General features: G+C 69.3%; 15 protein-coding genes. 8 read left to right on the top strand and 7 right to left on the bottom strand.

The window, feature by feature from the left end; all coding sequences use genetic code 11:
- Window positions 1-13 precede the first annotated feature (13 nt).
- From HQN59_RS21195 to lptF, 3 genes are read right to left on the bottom strand one after another with little or no spacing between them, the layout of a single operon-like run.
- Window positions 14-433 (bottom strand): sirohydrochlorin chelatase, encoded by a 420-nt coding sequence (locus tag HQN59_RS21195; protein ID WP_176071117.1) that lies wholly within the window; start codon window positions 431-433, stop codon window positions 14-16.
- A complete protein-coding gene (gene lptG, locus HQN59_RS21190; RefSeq protein WP_176071116.1) occupies window positions 430-1,536 on the bottom strand; it encodes an LPS export ABC transporter permease LptG in 1,107 nt (368 codons plus the stop codon). Before lptG ends, HQN59_RS21195 begins: the two co-directional genes overlap by 4 nt.
- Window positions 1,533-2,657 carry an LPS export ABC transporter permease LptF gene (lptF, locus tag HQN59_RS21185; RefSeq protein ID WP_176071115.1) on the bottom strand — a complete coding sequence of 375 codons (1,125 nt, stop codon included), beginning with the start codon at window positions 2,655-2,657 and terminating at the stop codon, window positions 1,533-1,535. Before lptF ends, lptG begins: the two co-directional genes overlap by 4 nt.
- A 28-nt stretch (window positions 2,658-2,685) precedes the next feature.
- On the opposite strand from lptF, the gene HQN59_RS21180 reads away from it, so the two are divergent.
- The 4 genes from HQN59_RS21180 (at window position 2,686) to HQN59_RS21165 (ending at window position 6,620) form a co-directional block, all read left to right on the top strand.
- Window positions 2,686-4,146 (top strand): leucyl aminopeptidase, encoded by a 1,461-nt coding sequence (locus HQN59_RS21180; protein ID WP_176071114.1) that lies wholly within the window; start codon window positions 2,686-2,688, stop codon window positions 4,144-4,146.
- 26 nt (window positions 4,147-4,172) lie between these two features.
- Window positions 4,173-4,604 (top strand): DNA polymerase III subunit chi, encoded by a 432-nt coding sequence (locus tag HQN59_RS21175; RefSeq protein ID WP_176071113.1) that lies wholly within the window; start codon window positions 4,173-4,175, stop codon window positions 4,602-4,604.
- Window positions 4,601-5,338 carry a ferredoxin reductase domain-containing protein gene (locus tag HQN59_RS21170; RefSeq protein ID WP_176071112.1) on the top strand — a complete coding sequence of 246 codons (738 nt, stop codon included), beginning with the start codon at window positions 4,601-4,603 and terminating at the stop codon, window positions 5,336-5,338. Before HQN59_RS21175 ends, HQN59_RS21170 begins: the two co-directional genes overlap by 4 nt.
- Before the next feature lie 139 nt (window positions 5,339-5,477).
- Complete coding sequence (locus HQN59_RS21165) at window positions 5,478-6,620, top strand: branched-chain amino acid ABC transporter substrate-binding protein (protein WP_176071111.1); 1,143 nt, start codon at window positions 5,478-5,480, stop codon at window positions 6,618-6,620.
- 142 nt (window positions 6,621-6,762) lie between these two features.
- Here HQN59_RS21165 and HQN59_RS21160 read toward each other — a convergent pair whose 3' ends face one another.
- A complete protein-coding gene (locus tag HQN59_RS21160; protein ID WP_342451270.1) occupies window positions 6,763-7,080 on the bottom strand; it encodes an HU family DNA-binding protein in 318 nt (105 codons plus the stop codon).
- Between HQN59_RS21160 and HQN59_RS26900 the strand changes: the two genes are divergently transcribed.
- The gene (locus HQN59_RS26900; RefSeq protein ID WP_342451269.1) at window positions 7,067-7,297 is read left to right on the top strand and encodes a hypothetical protein; all 231 of its coding nucleotides are present in this window, start codon (window positions 7,067-7,069) and stop codon (window positions 7,295-7,297) included. The genes HQN59_RS21160 and HQN59_RS26900 overlap by 14 nt on opposite strands.
- A 170-nt stretch (window positions 7,298-7,467) precedes the next feature.
- Here HQN59_RS26900 and HQN59_RS21155 read toward each other — a convergent pair whose 3' ends face one another.
- Window positions 7,468-8,928, bottom strand: a complete 1,461-nt coding sequence (locus HQN59_RS21155) for an NCS1 family nucleobase:cation symporter-1 (RefSeq protein WP_176071109.1) — start codon at window positions 8,926-8,928, stop codon at window positions 7,468-7,470.
- 1,223 nt (window positions 8,929-10,151) lie between these two features.
- Here HQN59_RS21155 and HQN59_RS21150 point away from each other — a divergent pair.
- Window positions 10,152-10,574: a single-stranded DNA-binding protein gene (locus HQN59_RS21150; RefSeq protein ID WP_176071108.1), complete on the top strand. Its 423-nt coding sequence runs from the start codon at window positions 10,152-10,154 to the stop codon at window positions 10,572-10,574.
- A 44-nt stretch (window positions 10,575-10,618) separates the two neighbouring features.
- Complete coding sequence (locus HQN59_RS21145) at window positions 10,619-11,470, top strand: DUF932 domain-containing protein (RefSeq protein ID WP_176071220.1); 852 nt, start codon at window positions 10,619-10,621, stop codon at window positions 11,468-11,470.
- A gap of 228 nt (window positions 11,471-11,698) precedes the next feature.
- On the opposite strand, the gene HQN59_RS21140 is transcribed toward HQN59_RS21145, so the two are convergent.
- Window positions 11,699-12,175, bottom strand: coding sequence for a hypothetical protein (locus HQN59_RS21140; RefSeq protein WP_176071107.1), 477 nt, complete (start codon window positions 12,173-12,175; stop codon window positions 11,699-11,701).
- On the bottom strand, window positions 12,172-12,921 hold the full coding sequence (stbB, locus tag HQN59_RS21135) for a StbB family protein (protein ID WP_176071106.1): 750 nt from the start codon (window positions 12,919-12,921) through the stop codon (window positions 12,172-12,174). The genes HQN59_RS21140 and stbB overlap by 4 nt, the downstream gene beginning before the upstream one ends.
- A gap of 698 nt (window positions 12,922-13,619) precedes the next feature.
- Between stbB and HQN59_RS21130 the strand changes: the two genes are divergently transcribed.
- The gene (locus tag HQN59_RS21130) at window positions 13,620-14,195 is read left to right on the top strand and encodes a hypothetical protein (RefSeq protein ID WP_176071105.1); all 576 of its coding nucleotides are present in this window, start codon (window positions 13,620-13,622) and stop codon (window positions 14,193-14,195) included.
- The last annotated feature ends 7 nt before the right edge of the window (window positions 14,196-14,202 follow it).

Raw genomic sequence — 14,202 nt, 5'->3', positions numbered from 1 at the left:
CGGTCGCGGGCGATTATTCATCAGCCTCGGGCGGCGCCGTGGGCTCGGCGAGGTCGCGCCGGCCGCTCGCCGCGGCGCCGAGCGCGGCCGCCGCGATGGCGTTGATCACCGACGGCAGCTCGCCCACCGGCGGGTGCAGCCGCCAGTGCTGGGTCGGCAGTTCGGCTTCGAGCTGCGCCAGCAGCTGCGGGAGGTCGCGCCGGATGTGGCCGCCTGCGCCGAGGAAGAGCGGCACGATGTCCACGTCGGTGCAGCCGCGCGCCGCGAGCTGCCGCCCGGCCTCGAGCAGGCTGGGCGCCATCAGCTCGAGATAGGCGAGCACGACGTCGAGCGCGGGGTCTGCGGCGCGGGCGCGTGCCGCGACCGCTTCGAACGGCTCGGCCCAGCGCGGGTCGCGCGCGCCGTGCGCGAAGAGGACGAGGCCGCGGCTCATCGATAGCGCACCAGGAACCAGAACGCGAGCATCGAGAGCGTCAGGTACGCAAGGCCCGGCGTCACGCCGACGACCCACGGTTCCCAGTTGCCGAGCATGCCGAGGTGACGGAACACGTTATTGACGAGGATGAAGCTGATGCCGAGCATGATGCCGCCGAACACCTTGAGACTGACGCCGCCGGCACGCACGCGCAGGTAGGCGAACGGCAAGGCGAGGCCCATCATCACCAGGCACGCGAACGGGTAGAGCGCGCGCCGCCAGAACTGGATCTGGTGCGCCTGCGCGGCCTGCTCGTTGGCCGACAGGTGGCCGATGTAGTGGTAGAGGTCGAGCGTCGACATCGTGCTCACCGGCAGCACCGCGGCGGCGACGACGTCCGGCCGCAGCGTGCTCGCCCAGCGCAGCTCGGCGACCTTCTCGGCGTGAACGCGACCGCGCTCGGCGGCGTCTTCCCAGCGCGTGACGGCGACGTCCTCGAGCACCCAGACGCCGTCGCGACCCACGCTCGCGCGCGCTGCCGCGTAGCGCCGCAGCAGGCGGCCGTCGGCGTCGAACTCGAACACGCGGACGTCGCGCAGGCGCGAGCCACCCTCGGCCTGCCGGACGTTGATCGAATAACTGCGTGCGCCCTCGGCGGTGTCGGCGTGCTCCTTCAGCCAGGCCCCGCTGCCGCCGAGCCCCATCCTGCCGGTGCGACTGGCGCGGAAGTCGCTGGCGAGCCGCTCGCTCGGCGGCGCGACGTAGTCGCCGATTACGAAGGTGAGCACGCCGAAGGCCATACCGAGGCTGGCGAGCAGCCAGAGCGCGCGCCCGGGGCCCAGACCGCTGGTGCGCAGGATCGTGTACTGCGATGTCTGCGCGAGCCGCGCAAGCGCGTAGATGGTGCCGATCAGCACCGCGATCGGCGCCAGCTCGTAGAGGTGCGCGGGCAGCTGCAGCAGCGAGTAGAGCGCCGCGCCGCCGACCGTGAAGCCGCGCGCGTCGGTCGAGCGCAGCTCGTCGACGAAGTCGATGAAGAAGAACAGCGACGCGAACGCGGCGGCGACGAAGGCCACCGCCGAAACGATGTCGCCGTTGAAAAGACGCCGGACCGTCTTCACGCAGCGCCTGCCGCCGCGCCGGCGCGCGCGCGCGCGTGCATGCGCGGCAGCAGCGGGCGCCGGCTGTTGCGGTGCTCGCGCCAGCCCAGCACGAGGAGCGCGATCACGAACGCACTGCCGTGCGCGGCGGCGAGCGTGACGCCGAGCGAGGCCTTGCCCGACGCGATCCAGGCCGTCGTCAGGTTGATGAGGTTGTAGTAGACGAAGAACGTGAGCAGCGCGAACAGCAGGTTCCAGTTGCTCGCGTGACGCGGGTTGGCGGCGGACATGCCGATGCCCAGCAGCACCAGGTTGAACGCGCCGAACAGCAGACCCAGGCGCCAGGCGAGCTCGCCGAGGTTGCGCGGCGTCGGCTCGCGCACCAGGTCGAGCGACGCGCGCGCGCGCACCGGCAGCTCGGTCGCGCTTGCCGGGATGCGCTCGCCGGTGAGCGCCCGGTAGTCCTCGAAGCGCGCCAGCGTGGCGTCGCCGGTGCGCGTGTTCTGCTCGTTGCGCTGGCCGCGCGTCAGCACGATGTAGCGGCCATCACGCTCGACCTCGATGCGGCCGGTGTTGGCGGTGGTGACGGACTCCACGTCGTCGCCGTGCGCGAGCACGAACACGTTGCGGCCGGCGTTGACCGACTCGGCCGGACCCTCGTAGAAGAACACGCGCGAGCCGTCGCCCGACGTCTGGAACTGACCCGGCGCGACGCGCGAGATGTCGGGTCGCTGCTCGAAGCGTTCCTTCAGCAGCGCGCTGCGCTCGTTCTGCCAGGGCCAGACGAAGAGCGCGAGCAGCGCGATCACCACCAGCACCGGCGCGCTCATCGCGAGCACCGGGCGCACGAAGCGCGCGAGCGAGACGCCGCTCGCGAACCAGATCGTCATCTCGCTGCTGCGGTACATGCGGCCGAGCGTGCCGACCACCGCGATGAAGAGCGAGAGCGCGAGCATTGTGGGCAGGTGGCCGAGCGCGACGTAGCCGAGCAGCAGCACCACGTCCTGCGCCGCGACCTTGCCGACGGCAGCCTGCCCGAGCGTGCGGATGAACATGATCGTCAGCACGATGGTGAGGATCACGACGAGGGTCGCGCCGAAGGTCTGGGCCAGCTCTCGGCGCAGGGAGGAATCGAATAACATCGCCCGCTCTTTGACTGCGCGGGCGATTATGGACTTCCGTCACCAGATCACGCAGCCGGCAGCCCTTGCGGGTCTGACGCTCGATACGCTGGTGCTGATCGTCCGCGGCGATGGAGTCGATCCCGCGCTGCCGCCCGCCTTGTCGACGCTCCTGAACGACGCGATCGAGCAGGGCGACCTGCAGCTCAAGAAGGGCAAGTCCATCTACATGCACCGCCCCGCGGGCGTGAAGTCGCCGCGTGTGGTGTTCGCGGTCGCCGGCGACACGTCCGCCAAGGCGTTCAAGGCCGCCGTCGCGAAAGGTCTTTCCGAGCTCGCGTCGAGCGGCGCCGTGCACGTGGGCATCGGCTGGGCCGGCGAAGGCGAGCTCGGCGAGGCGCACGCGGAGGCGCTGATCGCGGCGGCCGGCGACGCCACCTACGTGTACCGCGAGACCAAGCCGAGCGCTCCGCCGGCGCGTCCGCTCAAGAGCATCACGCTGCTCTGCACCAGGGGCGACGCGAAAGCCGTGCAGCAGGGACTGCGCCGCGGTCGTGCGATCGCGGCCGGCGTCGCGCTCGCCCGCGAGCTCGGCAACCGTCCCGCGAACCACTGCACGCCCACGGTGCTGGCGAACGAGGCGACGCGCATCGGCACCGAGTTCGAGCTCAAGGTCGAGGTGCTCGATCAGAAAGCGATCGAGAAGATCGGCATGGGCTCGTTCCTGGCGGTGGCGCGCGGCTCGGCCGAGCCGCCGCGCTTCATCGTCGCGCGCTACGACGGTGCGCCGAAGGGCGAGGCGCCGATCGTGCTGGTCGGCAAGGGCATCACCTTCGACAGCGGCGGCATCTCGATCAAGCCCTCGGGCGAAATGGACGAGATGAAGTTCGACATGAGCGGCGCCGCGAGCGTGCTCGGCGCGTTGCGCGCGATCGCCGAGCTCAAGCCGCGCCTCAACCTCGTCTGCCTGGTGCCGACTTGCGAGAACATGCCCGACGCGCGCGCGATGAAGCCGAGCGATGTCGTGACGAGCCTTTCCGGTCAGACCATCGAGGTGCTGAACACCGACGCCGAGGGGCGCCTCATCCTGTGCGACGCGCTGACCTACGCCGAGCGCTTCAAGCCCGCGGCGGTGGTCGACGTCGCGACGCTGACCGGCGCCTGCGTGGTCGCGCTCGGCTCGCATCATTCGGGGCTCTTCACGCCCGACGAGGAGCTTGCCGCGCGCCTCGTCGACGCGAGCCGCGCGGCGCTCGACCCGTGCTGGCGCATGCCGCTCGACGACGAGTACGACGATGCGCTCAAGAGCAACTTCGCGGACGTCGCCAACGTCGGCGGTCGGCCGGCCGGCGCGGTGACGGCGGCGATGTTCCTGCGCCGCTTCGCCGGCAACTTCCGCTGGGCGCACCTCGACATCGCCGGCACGGCGTGGAAGGGCGGTGCCGGCAAGGGCTCGACCGGCCGCCCGGTCGGGCTTCTCACGCACTTCGTGCTGTCGCACGCGTCCTGAGACCTGCGCGGCAGGGCCGCGACGCGATGACCGAGATCACGTTCCACTTCAATGCCGCCGATCGCACGTCATACGCCTGCCGGCTGCTCGACGAGCTGCTGAAGAAAGGCGGCCCGGTGGTGGTGTGCGCGCCGGCGCCGCTGCTCGATCGCTTCGACCGCCAGCTCTGGACCTTCGACCCGGAGGCCTTCGTGCCGCACCAGCGTGCCGATCGTGCCGACGCGGTTCCCGAGCCGCTGCAGGCATCGACCGTGTGGCTGCTCGAGGACGCCCGGCTGGCGACGCGCCACGAGACGCTGCTCAATCTGCACGACCGCACGCCGCCCGGTTTCGAGAGCTTTGCGCGTGTGGTGGAGGTCGTGTCGCAGGAAGCGGACGACCGCGCGGCCGCGCGCGAGCGCTGGAAGCACTACGCGAGCCGCGGCTACCTGATCGCCCGACGGGAGGTGGCTGCATGAGCCCGCGGCGTCCGCCGGTGCCGCGGGGCGTGCCGACGCTGACCGACGTGGTCGAGTGGCCGGCGGGCCCCCCGGCGGAGGCGACGACGTCGGCCGAGCCGGTGCCCCGGCCCGAGGCAGGGCTCGAAGGCGCGTCGTCCCCGCAGGCCGCGGTGCCGCCGGGCGACGTGCCGACGCTGACCACACCGCTGGCGAACGCCGCCGACCTTCCGCTGCGTGTCGGGCAGCCGGAGGCGGCAGGCGGGGCGCCGGAGGCCGCGGCCGCATCGCGGACGGACGCGTCGGCGCGGACGGAGCCAGGATCGGCCGCGGACCTTCCGGCGTCGAGCCCTCGAAGCGCCACAGGCGCTGCCGAGTCGGCGCCGGGGCCGTCAGGGCTCGCGTCCGAGCGATCCGCCGCCGACGCCGAAGCCGGTTTCGTCGAGCGTCGCCGCCTCGAGCGCCGGCACGCCGACCGCCGCGCCGGCGCGCCCGAGAGCGCCGGCTGGGGTCGGCGCGGCACCGACAGCGCCTTCGGGGCGCTTGCCGCACCGGACGATCCGCTCGTCGTGCGCGTGCTGGCCGAGGTGGAGGCGCAGGTGGAGCTGATGCTCGAGGTGCGCCTGCGCGAGGTGCTCGCGCCGATCGTCGCGCGTGCCGGCGACGCCCTGGTGCGCGACGCGCGCCAGCAGCTGGCGCAGACCTTGCGAGAGGTCGTCGAGCGGGCGGTCGCCAGCCAGCGCGGGCGCTACTGACGAGCCGTTTGCCCGGCGCGGCGCGGCGCCGTCGATCAGGGTCGATCTGCAGCTGTCAACGGGACCTTTTCGGTTATCGTTTTCCGCTTCGGTCGTGGCAGACGGCGCGCCCGGAATCCATTCCAATCGGAGGTATCGAATGCAGATGAAGTTCAACGTTCTGTGCGCCGCGGCTGCGCTGATGCTGGCCGGCGCCGCGTCGGCGCAGGACCTGGTGGTTCGCATCGGCCACGTCGGCCCCACCAGCGGCGGCATCGCGCACCTCGGCAAGGACAACGAGAACGGCGCCCGCATGGCCATCGACGAGCTCAACGCCAAGGGCGTGACGATCGGCGGCAAGAAGGCGAAGTTCGAGCTGCTCGCCGAAGACGATGCGGCCGACCCGAAGCAGGGTTCGGCGGTCGCCAACAAGCTGGTCGACTCGCGGGTCAACGGCGTCATCGGCCACCTGAACTCGGGCACCACCATTCCGGCGTCGAAGATCTACAGCGCGGCCGGCATCCCGCAGATCTCGCCGTCGGCGACCAATCCGCAGTACACCCGCCAGGGCTTCAAGACCGCGTTCCGCGTGGTCGCCGACGACGTGCACCTGGGCGGTACGCTCGGTCGTTACGCCGTGCGCGAGCTCAAGGGCAAGTCGATCGCGGTGATCGACGACCGCACCGCTTACGGACAGGGCGTCGCCGAAGAGTTCGCCAAGGCGGTCAAGGCGTCGGGCGGCAGCATCGCGAGCTCGCAGTTCACCAACGACAAGGCGACCGACTTCACCGCCATCCTCACCGCCGTCAAGGCGACCAAGCCCGACGTCGTGTTCTACGGCGGCATGGACGCGGTCGCGGGCCCCATGCTGCGCCAGATGAAGCAGCTGGGCATCAACGCCAAGATGCTCGGCGGCGACGGCATCTGCACCAGCAAGCTCCCCGAGCTCGCCGGCGGCGCAATGGCCGACAACCAGGTCATCTGCGCCGAGGCGGGTGGCGTCGAAGGCACCCAGAAGGCCGGCATGGACGCTTTCCGCGCCGCCTACAAGAAGAAGTTCGGGATCGACGTGCAGCTCTACGCGCCGTACGTCTACGACGCCGTCAACGTCATGGTCGCCGCGATGGTCAAGGCCGGCTCGGCCGACCCGAAGGCCTATCTGCCGGTGATGGCCAAGACCGACGGCTACAAGGGCGTGACCGGCACCATCTCGTTCGACGAGAAGGGCGACATCAAGAACGGCGCGCTCACGCTGTTCACGTACAAGGGCCCGCAGCGCACCGAGATCAAGGTCGTCCGCTGATCGACCCGTCGAGCGCCTTCGGGCGCTCCCTGCGAAAAGGCGCCCCACGAGGCGCCTTTTTTCTTGCCGCCGAGATGCGCCTGCCAGGCCCATCACGGCGAAAGGAGGAGCCCGGGGCAGGGTGCCGGGCGAGCCGCTCGCGTCAGAGCGCGGCGTCCTTCAGCTTCTTCATCGCGCGCACCTTCAGCTTTACCGACGCGGGTTTGGCCTTGAAGGTGGTCTCTTCCTTGGTGAAGGGGTTGATGCCCCTGCGCGCCTTCTGGGCCGGGGTGGCGACGGCGGTCACCTTCAGCAGGCCCGGCAGCACGAAGCTGCGCGCGCCCTTCTTGCCGATCGACGCGATCATCGCGTTCTCGAGCGCCGCCATCACCGCCTTCACGGCACGCGGCTCGACGCCCGTGGTCTCCGCCAGGTGATTGGTCAGACCAGTCTTGTTGAACGCCGCCTTGATCGGCTTCATCGCGCCGCTGGCTGCCTTCGGCGCAGCCGTCTTCGACGCGACCGGCGCGCTCGCCTTCTTGGCTGTCGCCCGCGGACCAGCCGCCTTCGTCGCGACCTTGGTGGCAGTTGCCTGCTTGCGCGATGCGGTCTTGCTCGCGGTCTTGATGGGCGCCTTCTTTGCAGTTGCCATGGTGTGCCGTGAATCCGTCGGGATCGTTGAGGGATCGCGATTCTAGGTTCCGCACGCGAGGCTTCGTGCGCACCGCAGCGCGCGGCCCCCGAGCGCTGCGTCGGACGTCATCGCCCAGCGTCATTGACCCGTGCTGACGATCACGTCGCGGCTCCACGCGAGACCTGGCGAAACCGCGGCCGCAAGCTGCGCCACGCACGCGGCGCGACCGAACAGTCAGGCCTTCGAAGGCACCGACCTCGGCGCGCGCCTGGGCATGCTGGAGATCACGAGGTACACGCCGCCTGCGATCGCAACCCCGAAGAACCAGCCGTACACGCCCCACCATGCGGGCAGGAGCGACGTGAAGTTGGGCAGGATGCTCGAGAACAGCGCGCCGATGCCGGTCGCGACGAGCGCCTTGATGTTCCACCCGCCCTGATAGCGGTACTCGCCGTCCTCGCGATACAGCGCCTCGACGTCGACGTTGCCCTTGGCGATGAGGTAGTAGTCGACCAGGATCACGCCGAGCAGCGGGCCCATCGTGGCGCCGATCGCGCCGACGAACGCGGCGGCGTTGCCTTCCCACGGCGCGAACGGGTAGAGCACGAGCGCGATGCCCGCGGCGATGTAGCCGCCCTTCTTGAAGTCGATGCGGCGCGGAAAGACGTTCGCGAAATCGAACGCGGGCGAGACGAAGTTGGCGACCACGTTGATGCCCAGCGTCGCCACCGCGAACGTGAGGGCGGCGAGCAAGGCGAGGAACCAGCTGTCGAACTTGGCCGAGATCTGCTCGGGGTGCAGCAGCACCTCGCCGTAGACCTTGTAGGCCGCGATCGTGGTCACCCCGGCGACCAGCGAGAAGAGCAGCAGGTTGATCGGCAGGCCCCACAGGTTGCCCTTGCGGACGGTCGCCTTGTCCGGGGCGTAGCGGGCGAAGTCGCAGAAGTTGAGATACAGCGCCGCAAAGTAGGTGACCCAGGTCGCGGCGACCGCGAGCAGGGCGCCGAGCGAGCCCGGCGCGCCGGTCACGCCTGCATCCTTGGTCTTGGCGACCAGCACCTCGGTCGGGATGGCGTGATCGAACGAGAACCCGCCGGCCTTGATGCAGAGCCCGACCGCCAGCACCAGCATCGCCACCCAGACGGCCGGGCCTGCCCAGTCCTGGAACTTGCGGACCGTCTCCATGCCGTTCTGGATGATCAGGAGTTGCAATGCCCAGACGACGACGAAGCAGGCCACCTCGAGTCCCGAGTGACCGAGAAAGCGCGTCGACGTGTGGAACGCCATGAAGCTGTCGGTGCGGGTCAACAGCGCGACGATCGCGCCCGAGGCGGCAGCTGTCTGCGCGCCGTACCAGAAGCACGCGACGATCGCGCGCACCAGTGCCGGCAGGTTGGCGCCCCACACGCCGAACGATGCGCGCGCGAGCACCGGGTAGGGAACGCCGGTCTTCACGCCGGCGTAGCCGACGAGGTTCATCAGGAAGAAGATCACCAACGAGCCGAGGCCGATCGCGACGATGAAGTTGGTGAAGCTTCCGCACAGCAGGAACAGGCTCGCGGCGAGGTAATAGCCCCAAAGACTGTGAACGTCCGAGGTCCACACGTTGAAGATGCTGAAGGCGCCCCAGTTGCGCTCCTTCACGGGCGCGAGGTCCTCGTTGTAGAGGTCGGGTGACGGATTGCGTACTTCCATGTTTCCTCCTCGTTGATCGACGTGCGAGACGGCGCCACCCTGCACGCCGCGGGCAAGGGCCCGCTGGCAGTGCGAGGTTGCTGAACGACAGCGTCGAGAGTGTCGTCCGGCCGCAGCCGGTTGGCACGCAAGATCGGGACCCGGCAGCTGCGCTCGTGCGGCCGCGCGCGTTGTCGTCACTGCCGTGAGCGGGACGATCGGCGTGAGCGCGCGCGGTCACGCCGCAGCGAGTGCGCGGGAATGCCGCGAGGGGAGGACGTGCAGCGAGGGAAGGGAGGCGCGCGAGGGAAGGGAGGCGCGCGAGACGCGATCGGCGGCGGCGACGCGCCAGCGCTGGCGGAGAGGGCGACAGTCACATCGTGCAGCACTCCTCCTATGTGCCGCGTGCGGGCGGGAAAGGATGAGGTAGCCACATACCCCCAGCTGTACCCCCTTCCTCTTTGCCATGCGTGGGGCACCCGCGAGCAATCTGGAGGGCTCCATGCCGAGAGGGGCTAGGGGGTCACCAGCCCTTACTTGGTCGACGGTCTGCAAGTACCGGCCAGGGTATATACCTACCGTCAAATCAGGCCGACTACGTCGGCGTGAACTGAGGCGGCCCTTCCCGTGCCAAAGGATCGCGGGCCTGATGTCCGTCGCGGGTACACGACCGACGCCCGCTTGACGACCTGGCCGGCGCGTCGCGCGCAGCGCTGCGCGTTGCTTCCTCCCGCGCCGGCCAGATCGTCACCTCCGGCACCCGCCACGCCCGCAGCCGGGCCGCCTTCTTGGAAGTGCTCGCCCCAGCTCGTCCGCCGCGCCAGTCGCTCTCGCTTGGTGTCACGTCGGCCGCGGAGTCGCCGGCGCTCCGGATCATGGGCGGGCGCCTGCGCGCGGCCGCTCTGCGCCAGGGGACCTGTCACAGCGTCCGCTTCTGCTGCGGGCCTCTGTTCTTGTACCAGCCGTTCGCGCCGGGCTGACCCACCGCGCTCCCCCAGCTGCGCCCCCGTCCCGTTGTGAGGGGGACTGGTGGGGGATCTTCAATGCGGTGGGCCGGGTAGCCGGCTCATCGCTTCGGCTGCTTCTTCCCCCACCCATCCCCAACCCCTTCCCGTGAGGGAAGGGGCCATGCCCACCCTCCGCCCGCCCGTGGGCGGGAACGAGAGGTTTCCAAGCAAAGGTGGATCGTTTGAAGAGCCGGGCACCGGGTCTGGCTCGCGCCGCCTTCGTTCGAGGAGATCAGCATGGCATTCGTCAGAGTCGAACAGAGGAACGCCCGCCTGGCTTCGGCCATCCGGCTCGAGCAGGTCAACGGCCGCGACGGCCTCGTCGCGCGTGGGACCGTCAACGTCATCAGCAACGTGCGGCGCGGCAGCGAGCCCGAGGAGGCGACCGCCATCCCGTGGACGCTCTGGGGCAAGCAGGCCGAGAACGCGGCCGAGTACCTCGGCAAGGGCTCGCGCGTGAACGTCGTCGGGCGCCTGCGCAACAACAACTACACCGACGCCAGCGGGATCACCGTCTACGGCTACGGCATTACCTGCGAGGAGATTGACTACCTCGACAGCAAGGCCGAGGCGGAGGCGCGCCGCGCCCGGCAGGCCAGCACCCCGCCCAAGGCACCTGCGGGGCCCGCCACCCCGAGCGACGACGACATCCCGTTCTGAACCCCAGGGGGCGAGTGATCTCGCCCGCGCACCAGGAGCCATCCATGAACACCACGCCCAGCCTTGCGACCCGCTTCACTCGCAGCGCCCAGGTCGTCCGCAGCGACCAGCCGCTTTCCGAAGACACGATGCGCCGCGCAGCCCCGTCGATCTTTGCCGAGGGCAAGCACGCCAGCCGGTCCGAGCGCTACACCTACATTCCGACCATCGAGGTGCTCCGCGGCCTGCGACGGGAGGGTTTCGAGCCCTTCATGGTCGCTCAGGGCCAGAGCCGGATCGAGGGCAAGACCGAGTTCACCAAGCACTTGATTCGGATGCGCCACGCCGGCCAGGTCAGCACGCGGCCCGAGGCCAATGAGGTCATCCTCATCAACAGCCACGACGGCGCGAGCGCGTACCAGATGCTCGCCGGCGCCTTCCGGTTCGTCTGCTGCAATGGCCTGGTGGTCGGCAGCGTCACCAATGACATCCGGATCCCGCACAAGGGCAACATCCAGCACGAGGTGATCGAGGGCGCGTTCCGGGTGCTCGACGATTTCCAGGCCGTGGATGCCTCGATCGACGGCATGAAGGCGCTCGAGCTGAGCCGCGAGGAAGAGCGAGCTTATGCGACCGCGGCGCTGACGCTGCGTTTCGGTGAGCGGAGCGAAGGCCAGCCGCCCGCGCCGGTGACACCCGACCAGTTGCTCGAAGCACGGCGGCCGGAGGACGTGGGCCACAGCGTATGGTCGGTGTTCCAGCGCACGCAGGAGAACACGATGCGAGGCGGGCAGACAGGGCGGGGCGACGCAGGACGACGGCTGCAGACGCGCGCGGTCCGCAGCATCGATCGCAGCGTGAACCTGAATCGCGCGCTGTGGGTGCTGGCTGAGGAGATGCGCAAGCTCAAAGGCTGATCAGGTGGGGTGCCAGACTCCGACTTGAGTGCGGCACCCCTGCAAGCCGACGGGCGCTCGCCGGCGCTGCCGGCTGGGCCGGCCAGGCGCGCAGCCATCGAGGGTGCGGAGCCTGGCTGCTGTCATTCGGGTGCTCGGCGCAGCGGTCGGCGGAGCCGACGTCGGCTCGAGTCACCGGGATGCGGGTTCGCAGGGCTGATGCGCGTCGATGGCACCACCACGCGCGACTCAGGTCCCCGCTCCGCCGGGTCCGCACGCATGCGCGACGAGCGCCCACGTGCCGGCAGAGGCTGCCGCCGCCGTGGCCGCGTGCGTCAGCCAGCGTAGCCACGGTCGCCCCGCTTGTTGCTCCAGCCGGCGCAGCGGAGCGGCTGCGCCGTGCAGCGCGGGCTCGAGCTCCGAACGAAAGAGCTCCCGTGCGGCTGCGCTCATCGCGCGGATCTGCGCTTCGGTTGTGCGATTCGCGGCTTCGTCGGTGCGCGCCAGTATGTATTTCACGGTCTGGAGCTTGGCCTTTTCGGCCAGGGCGACGATGTGGCTGTCGAACGCGGCAAGCTGTGCGAGGAGGGACGCCTGGGCAGCGGTCATGTTGTCGGTGGACTCGGTGAACGTCGGTCGCAGCGCCTCGACGCGGTCAAGCAATCGCGCCACATCACCGACAAGGTCGGCGAGCAGTGCTTCGCGAAGGGTCGCCGGGTGGTTCATGGCGCCGCCAGCGGCTGGGTCTGCTTCGTAGAAGGGGCGCCCTGATCCTGCTCGAGCCCGAGCGCGGCGAAGCACGCATCGAGCTGAGGCATGACGCCGCAGGCGAGTCGGCGGGTGGCTAGCTTCTGTGCCAGCGCAAGCCGTTCGGGGGCCTGTTTCGCCTGAACGATGAGCGCCTTGTAGTCCGTTTCGTCACAAGCGAGCCGATACAGATCTGCGCTGGACCCGTCGATCCGTGCGTAGATCTCGTTCGTGCCAAGGGCGCAGGCGATGTTCGCCGTGGCGATCGGCTGCTCCCTGAGGAAGGCGAGGAGGGTATCGAATGCGGGCGCGACGGCGGTCTCGTCCTCGACCATATTGAAGACCAGCTTGAGGCGGGAGGCGGCAACGCCGATTCCCGCCAGCTCAGCCAACGTGGCGATGGTGTCCTGCTGCTGCTTGAGAGCAGGCACCGTCGGAACAACGAAGCAGTCGAAGTCCTCGTGACTGCCGCGATAACGGTGCATCAAGCCGAGCAGCTCCTCGACGTTGCTGGCGCCGACGTCCACCACTGCGCTCGGGACGGTCTGCAGATACTCCTGCAGCTCGCCGAACTGCCTGCCTCGCAGCGCCTGACCTGCGCCTTCCCCCGCGTTCAGGCTCTCGACCATGATGAGCTCGGCGCCCGCAATCCGCGGCAGCAGCAGATGCCTGGCGATGGTCGTCTTGCCGACGTTGCCTGAAAAGTTCATGACGGCGATCTTCATGACTGATTCTTTGAGCGAAATAGTTGGTTGGTGATTCGGTTGCGCATGAAGTCCTCCGCGATCTCCTTTCCGCTGCGCCGATCAGCGAAGGCGCCGCCGACTAGTGCTGCAGCAGAGTTGTCAGACGCCTGGTGCGACTGGGAAGCGGATGCGGGAGTGCTTAACCGTGAGGTGGGGTGCGCTTCGCGCCGGGCAGCTTCTCTTTGGACCGTGCTTAGGCTTACGACGACACCGGCGCTGGCCAGCGCCGCGCGAATCGCCTCGAGCGTGTAGCCCTGCGCGCGAAGGTGCGCGATCTCCGCCGCGAACTCCCGCGCCTTGCGCGTACTTCGCCCAGGCGGTTGAGCGGGAACAAGCCGCACGTCACCGCTCCCCCTCGTTTCGGGTGCATCGCTTTGTCGGTCGCAGTTCACCTCCGTGCGGCGGCTGTTCGGTCTCAGTTCGCATGTGTTCGCTCCTTGATCGCTTGGCGAACGGTCTCGGTGCGCTCGCTGTTCAGCTCTGTTCGGACCTGTGTCGGTCTCTGTTCAAGTGGCGCAATCTTGGATGCTCTTGATGCCAAGTCGAGCGCTGAAATTGATCCCCAAATCAGCGCGCCAAGGGCGTGGGTCTGACTCAACACTGACTACATTGGTGAGTGCAGGATAGGCGCCAGTGGCGCCAGTTGTCCGACACGCTCACGCCGTCGGGAGGTTCGGATGCAAACGTTGCCGCGCGACCGAATCACGATCGATCTTCAGGGGCTCAGGGCCGCGCTTGTGGAGCGCGCCAACGCCGCAGGTCAGTCGCCCTCCGAGTTGGTCCGCCAGCTGCTAGCCGCTGCTCTGGGGCGCGGCGGGCCGGCGGACATTGCTGCGCCGGCGCTGCCTGAGCATCACGCTCGCCGAGCGCGCGCGCGCGTCTTCCTTCGGATGAGTTGCGACGACGCGGTTCTCCTGCGAGACCGCGCCAGGCGGGCAGGGATGCCGCCCGGTGAGTACGTTGCAACGCTGATCGCTGAAGTGCCTGCGGTCGCCGCGGCTACAAGCTGCACCGATCAACGTGCCGCTCTGATCGCTTCGACGGCCGAGCTCGCCACGCTCAGCCGGAGCCTCAGCCAGCTGAACGCCGTGCTTCGGCGTGGCAGCGTGCCGGCGCTACAGGAGTACCGCGCGGCGCTCGAGGCGTTGCTTGTCGACGTCCGCCGCCACCTCGCGCTCGCTTCGGGCGCGCTCGCGGGCTTGGAGCCGCCGCGCGGCAGGCGCGGCGCAGCCTCTGCCAATCAACTGACCTGAAGGAGGC

Origin of the sequence: Rhizobacter koreensis (assembly GCF_013366375.1) — a bacterium.
Classification (GTDB): Bacteria; Pseudomonadota; Gammaproteobacteria; order Burkholderiales; family Burkholderiaceae_C; genus Schlegelella_A; species Schlegelella_A koreensis.
Note: the sequence above shows the minus strand (reverse complement) of the source record. Positions and strands in the feature narration are given on the sequence as shown.

What these genes read in the sequence shown, in the direction of transcription:
- HQN59_RS21130 (WP_176071105.1), top strand. Translation starts at nt 13,620, where the DNA reads ATGCAAACGTTGCCGCGCGACCGAATCACGATCGATCTTCAGGGGCTC.
- HQN59_RS21165 (WP_176071111.1), top strand. Translation starts at nt 5,478, where the DNA reads ATGCAGATGAAGTTCAACGTTCTGTGCGCCGCGGCTGCGCTGATGCTG.
- HQN59_RS21155 (WP_176071109.1), bottom strand. Translation starts at nt 8,928, where the DNA reads ATGGAAGTACGCAATCCGTCACCCGACCTCTACAACGAGGACCTCGCG.
- lptF (WP_176071115.1), bottom strand. Translation starts at nt 2,657, where the DNA reads ATGTTATTCGATTCCTCCCTGCGCCGAGAGCTGGCCCAGACCTTCGGC.
- HQN59_RS21175 (WP_176071113.1), top strand. Translation starts at nt 4,173, where the DNA reads ATGACCGAGATCACGTTCCACTTCAATGCCGCCGATCGCACGTCATAC.
- HQN59_RS21195 (WP_176071117.1), bottom strand. Translation starts at nt 433, where the DNA reads ATGAGCCGCGGCCTCGTCCTCTTCGCGCACGGCGCGCGCGACCCGCGC.
- HQN59_RS21180 (WP_176071114.1), top strand. Translation starts at nt 2,686, where the DNA reads ATGGACTTCCGTCACCAGATCACGCAGCCGGCAGCCCTTGCGGGTCTG.
- HQN59_RS21140 (WP_176071107.1), bottom strand. Translation starts at nt 12,175, where the DNA reads ATGAACCACCCGGCGACCCTTCGCGAAGCACTGCTCGCCGACCTTGTC.
- HQN59_RS21145 (WP_176071220.1), top strand. Translation starts at nt 10,619, where the DNA reads ATGAACACCACGCCCAGCCTTGCGACCCGCTTCACTCGCAGCGCCCAG.
- HQN59_RS21150 (WP_176071108.1), top strand. Translation starts at nt 10,152, where the DNA reads ATGGCATTCGTCAGAGTCGAACAGAGGAACGCCCGCCTGGCTTCGGCC.
- stbB (WP_176071106.1), bottom strand. Translation starts at nt 12,921, where the DNA reads ATGAAGATCGCCGTCATGAACTTTTCAGGCAACGTCGGCAAGACGACC.
- HQN59_RS21160 (WP_342451270.1), bottom strand. Translation starts at nt 7,080, where the DNA reads ATGAAGCCGATCAAGGCGGCGTTCAACAAGACTGGTCTGACCAATCAC.
- HQN59_RS21170 (WP_176071112.1), top strand. Translation starts at nt 4,601, where the DNA reads ATGAGCCCGCGGCGTCCGCCGGTGCCGCGGGGCGTGCCGACGCTGACC.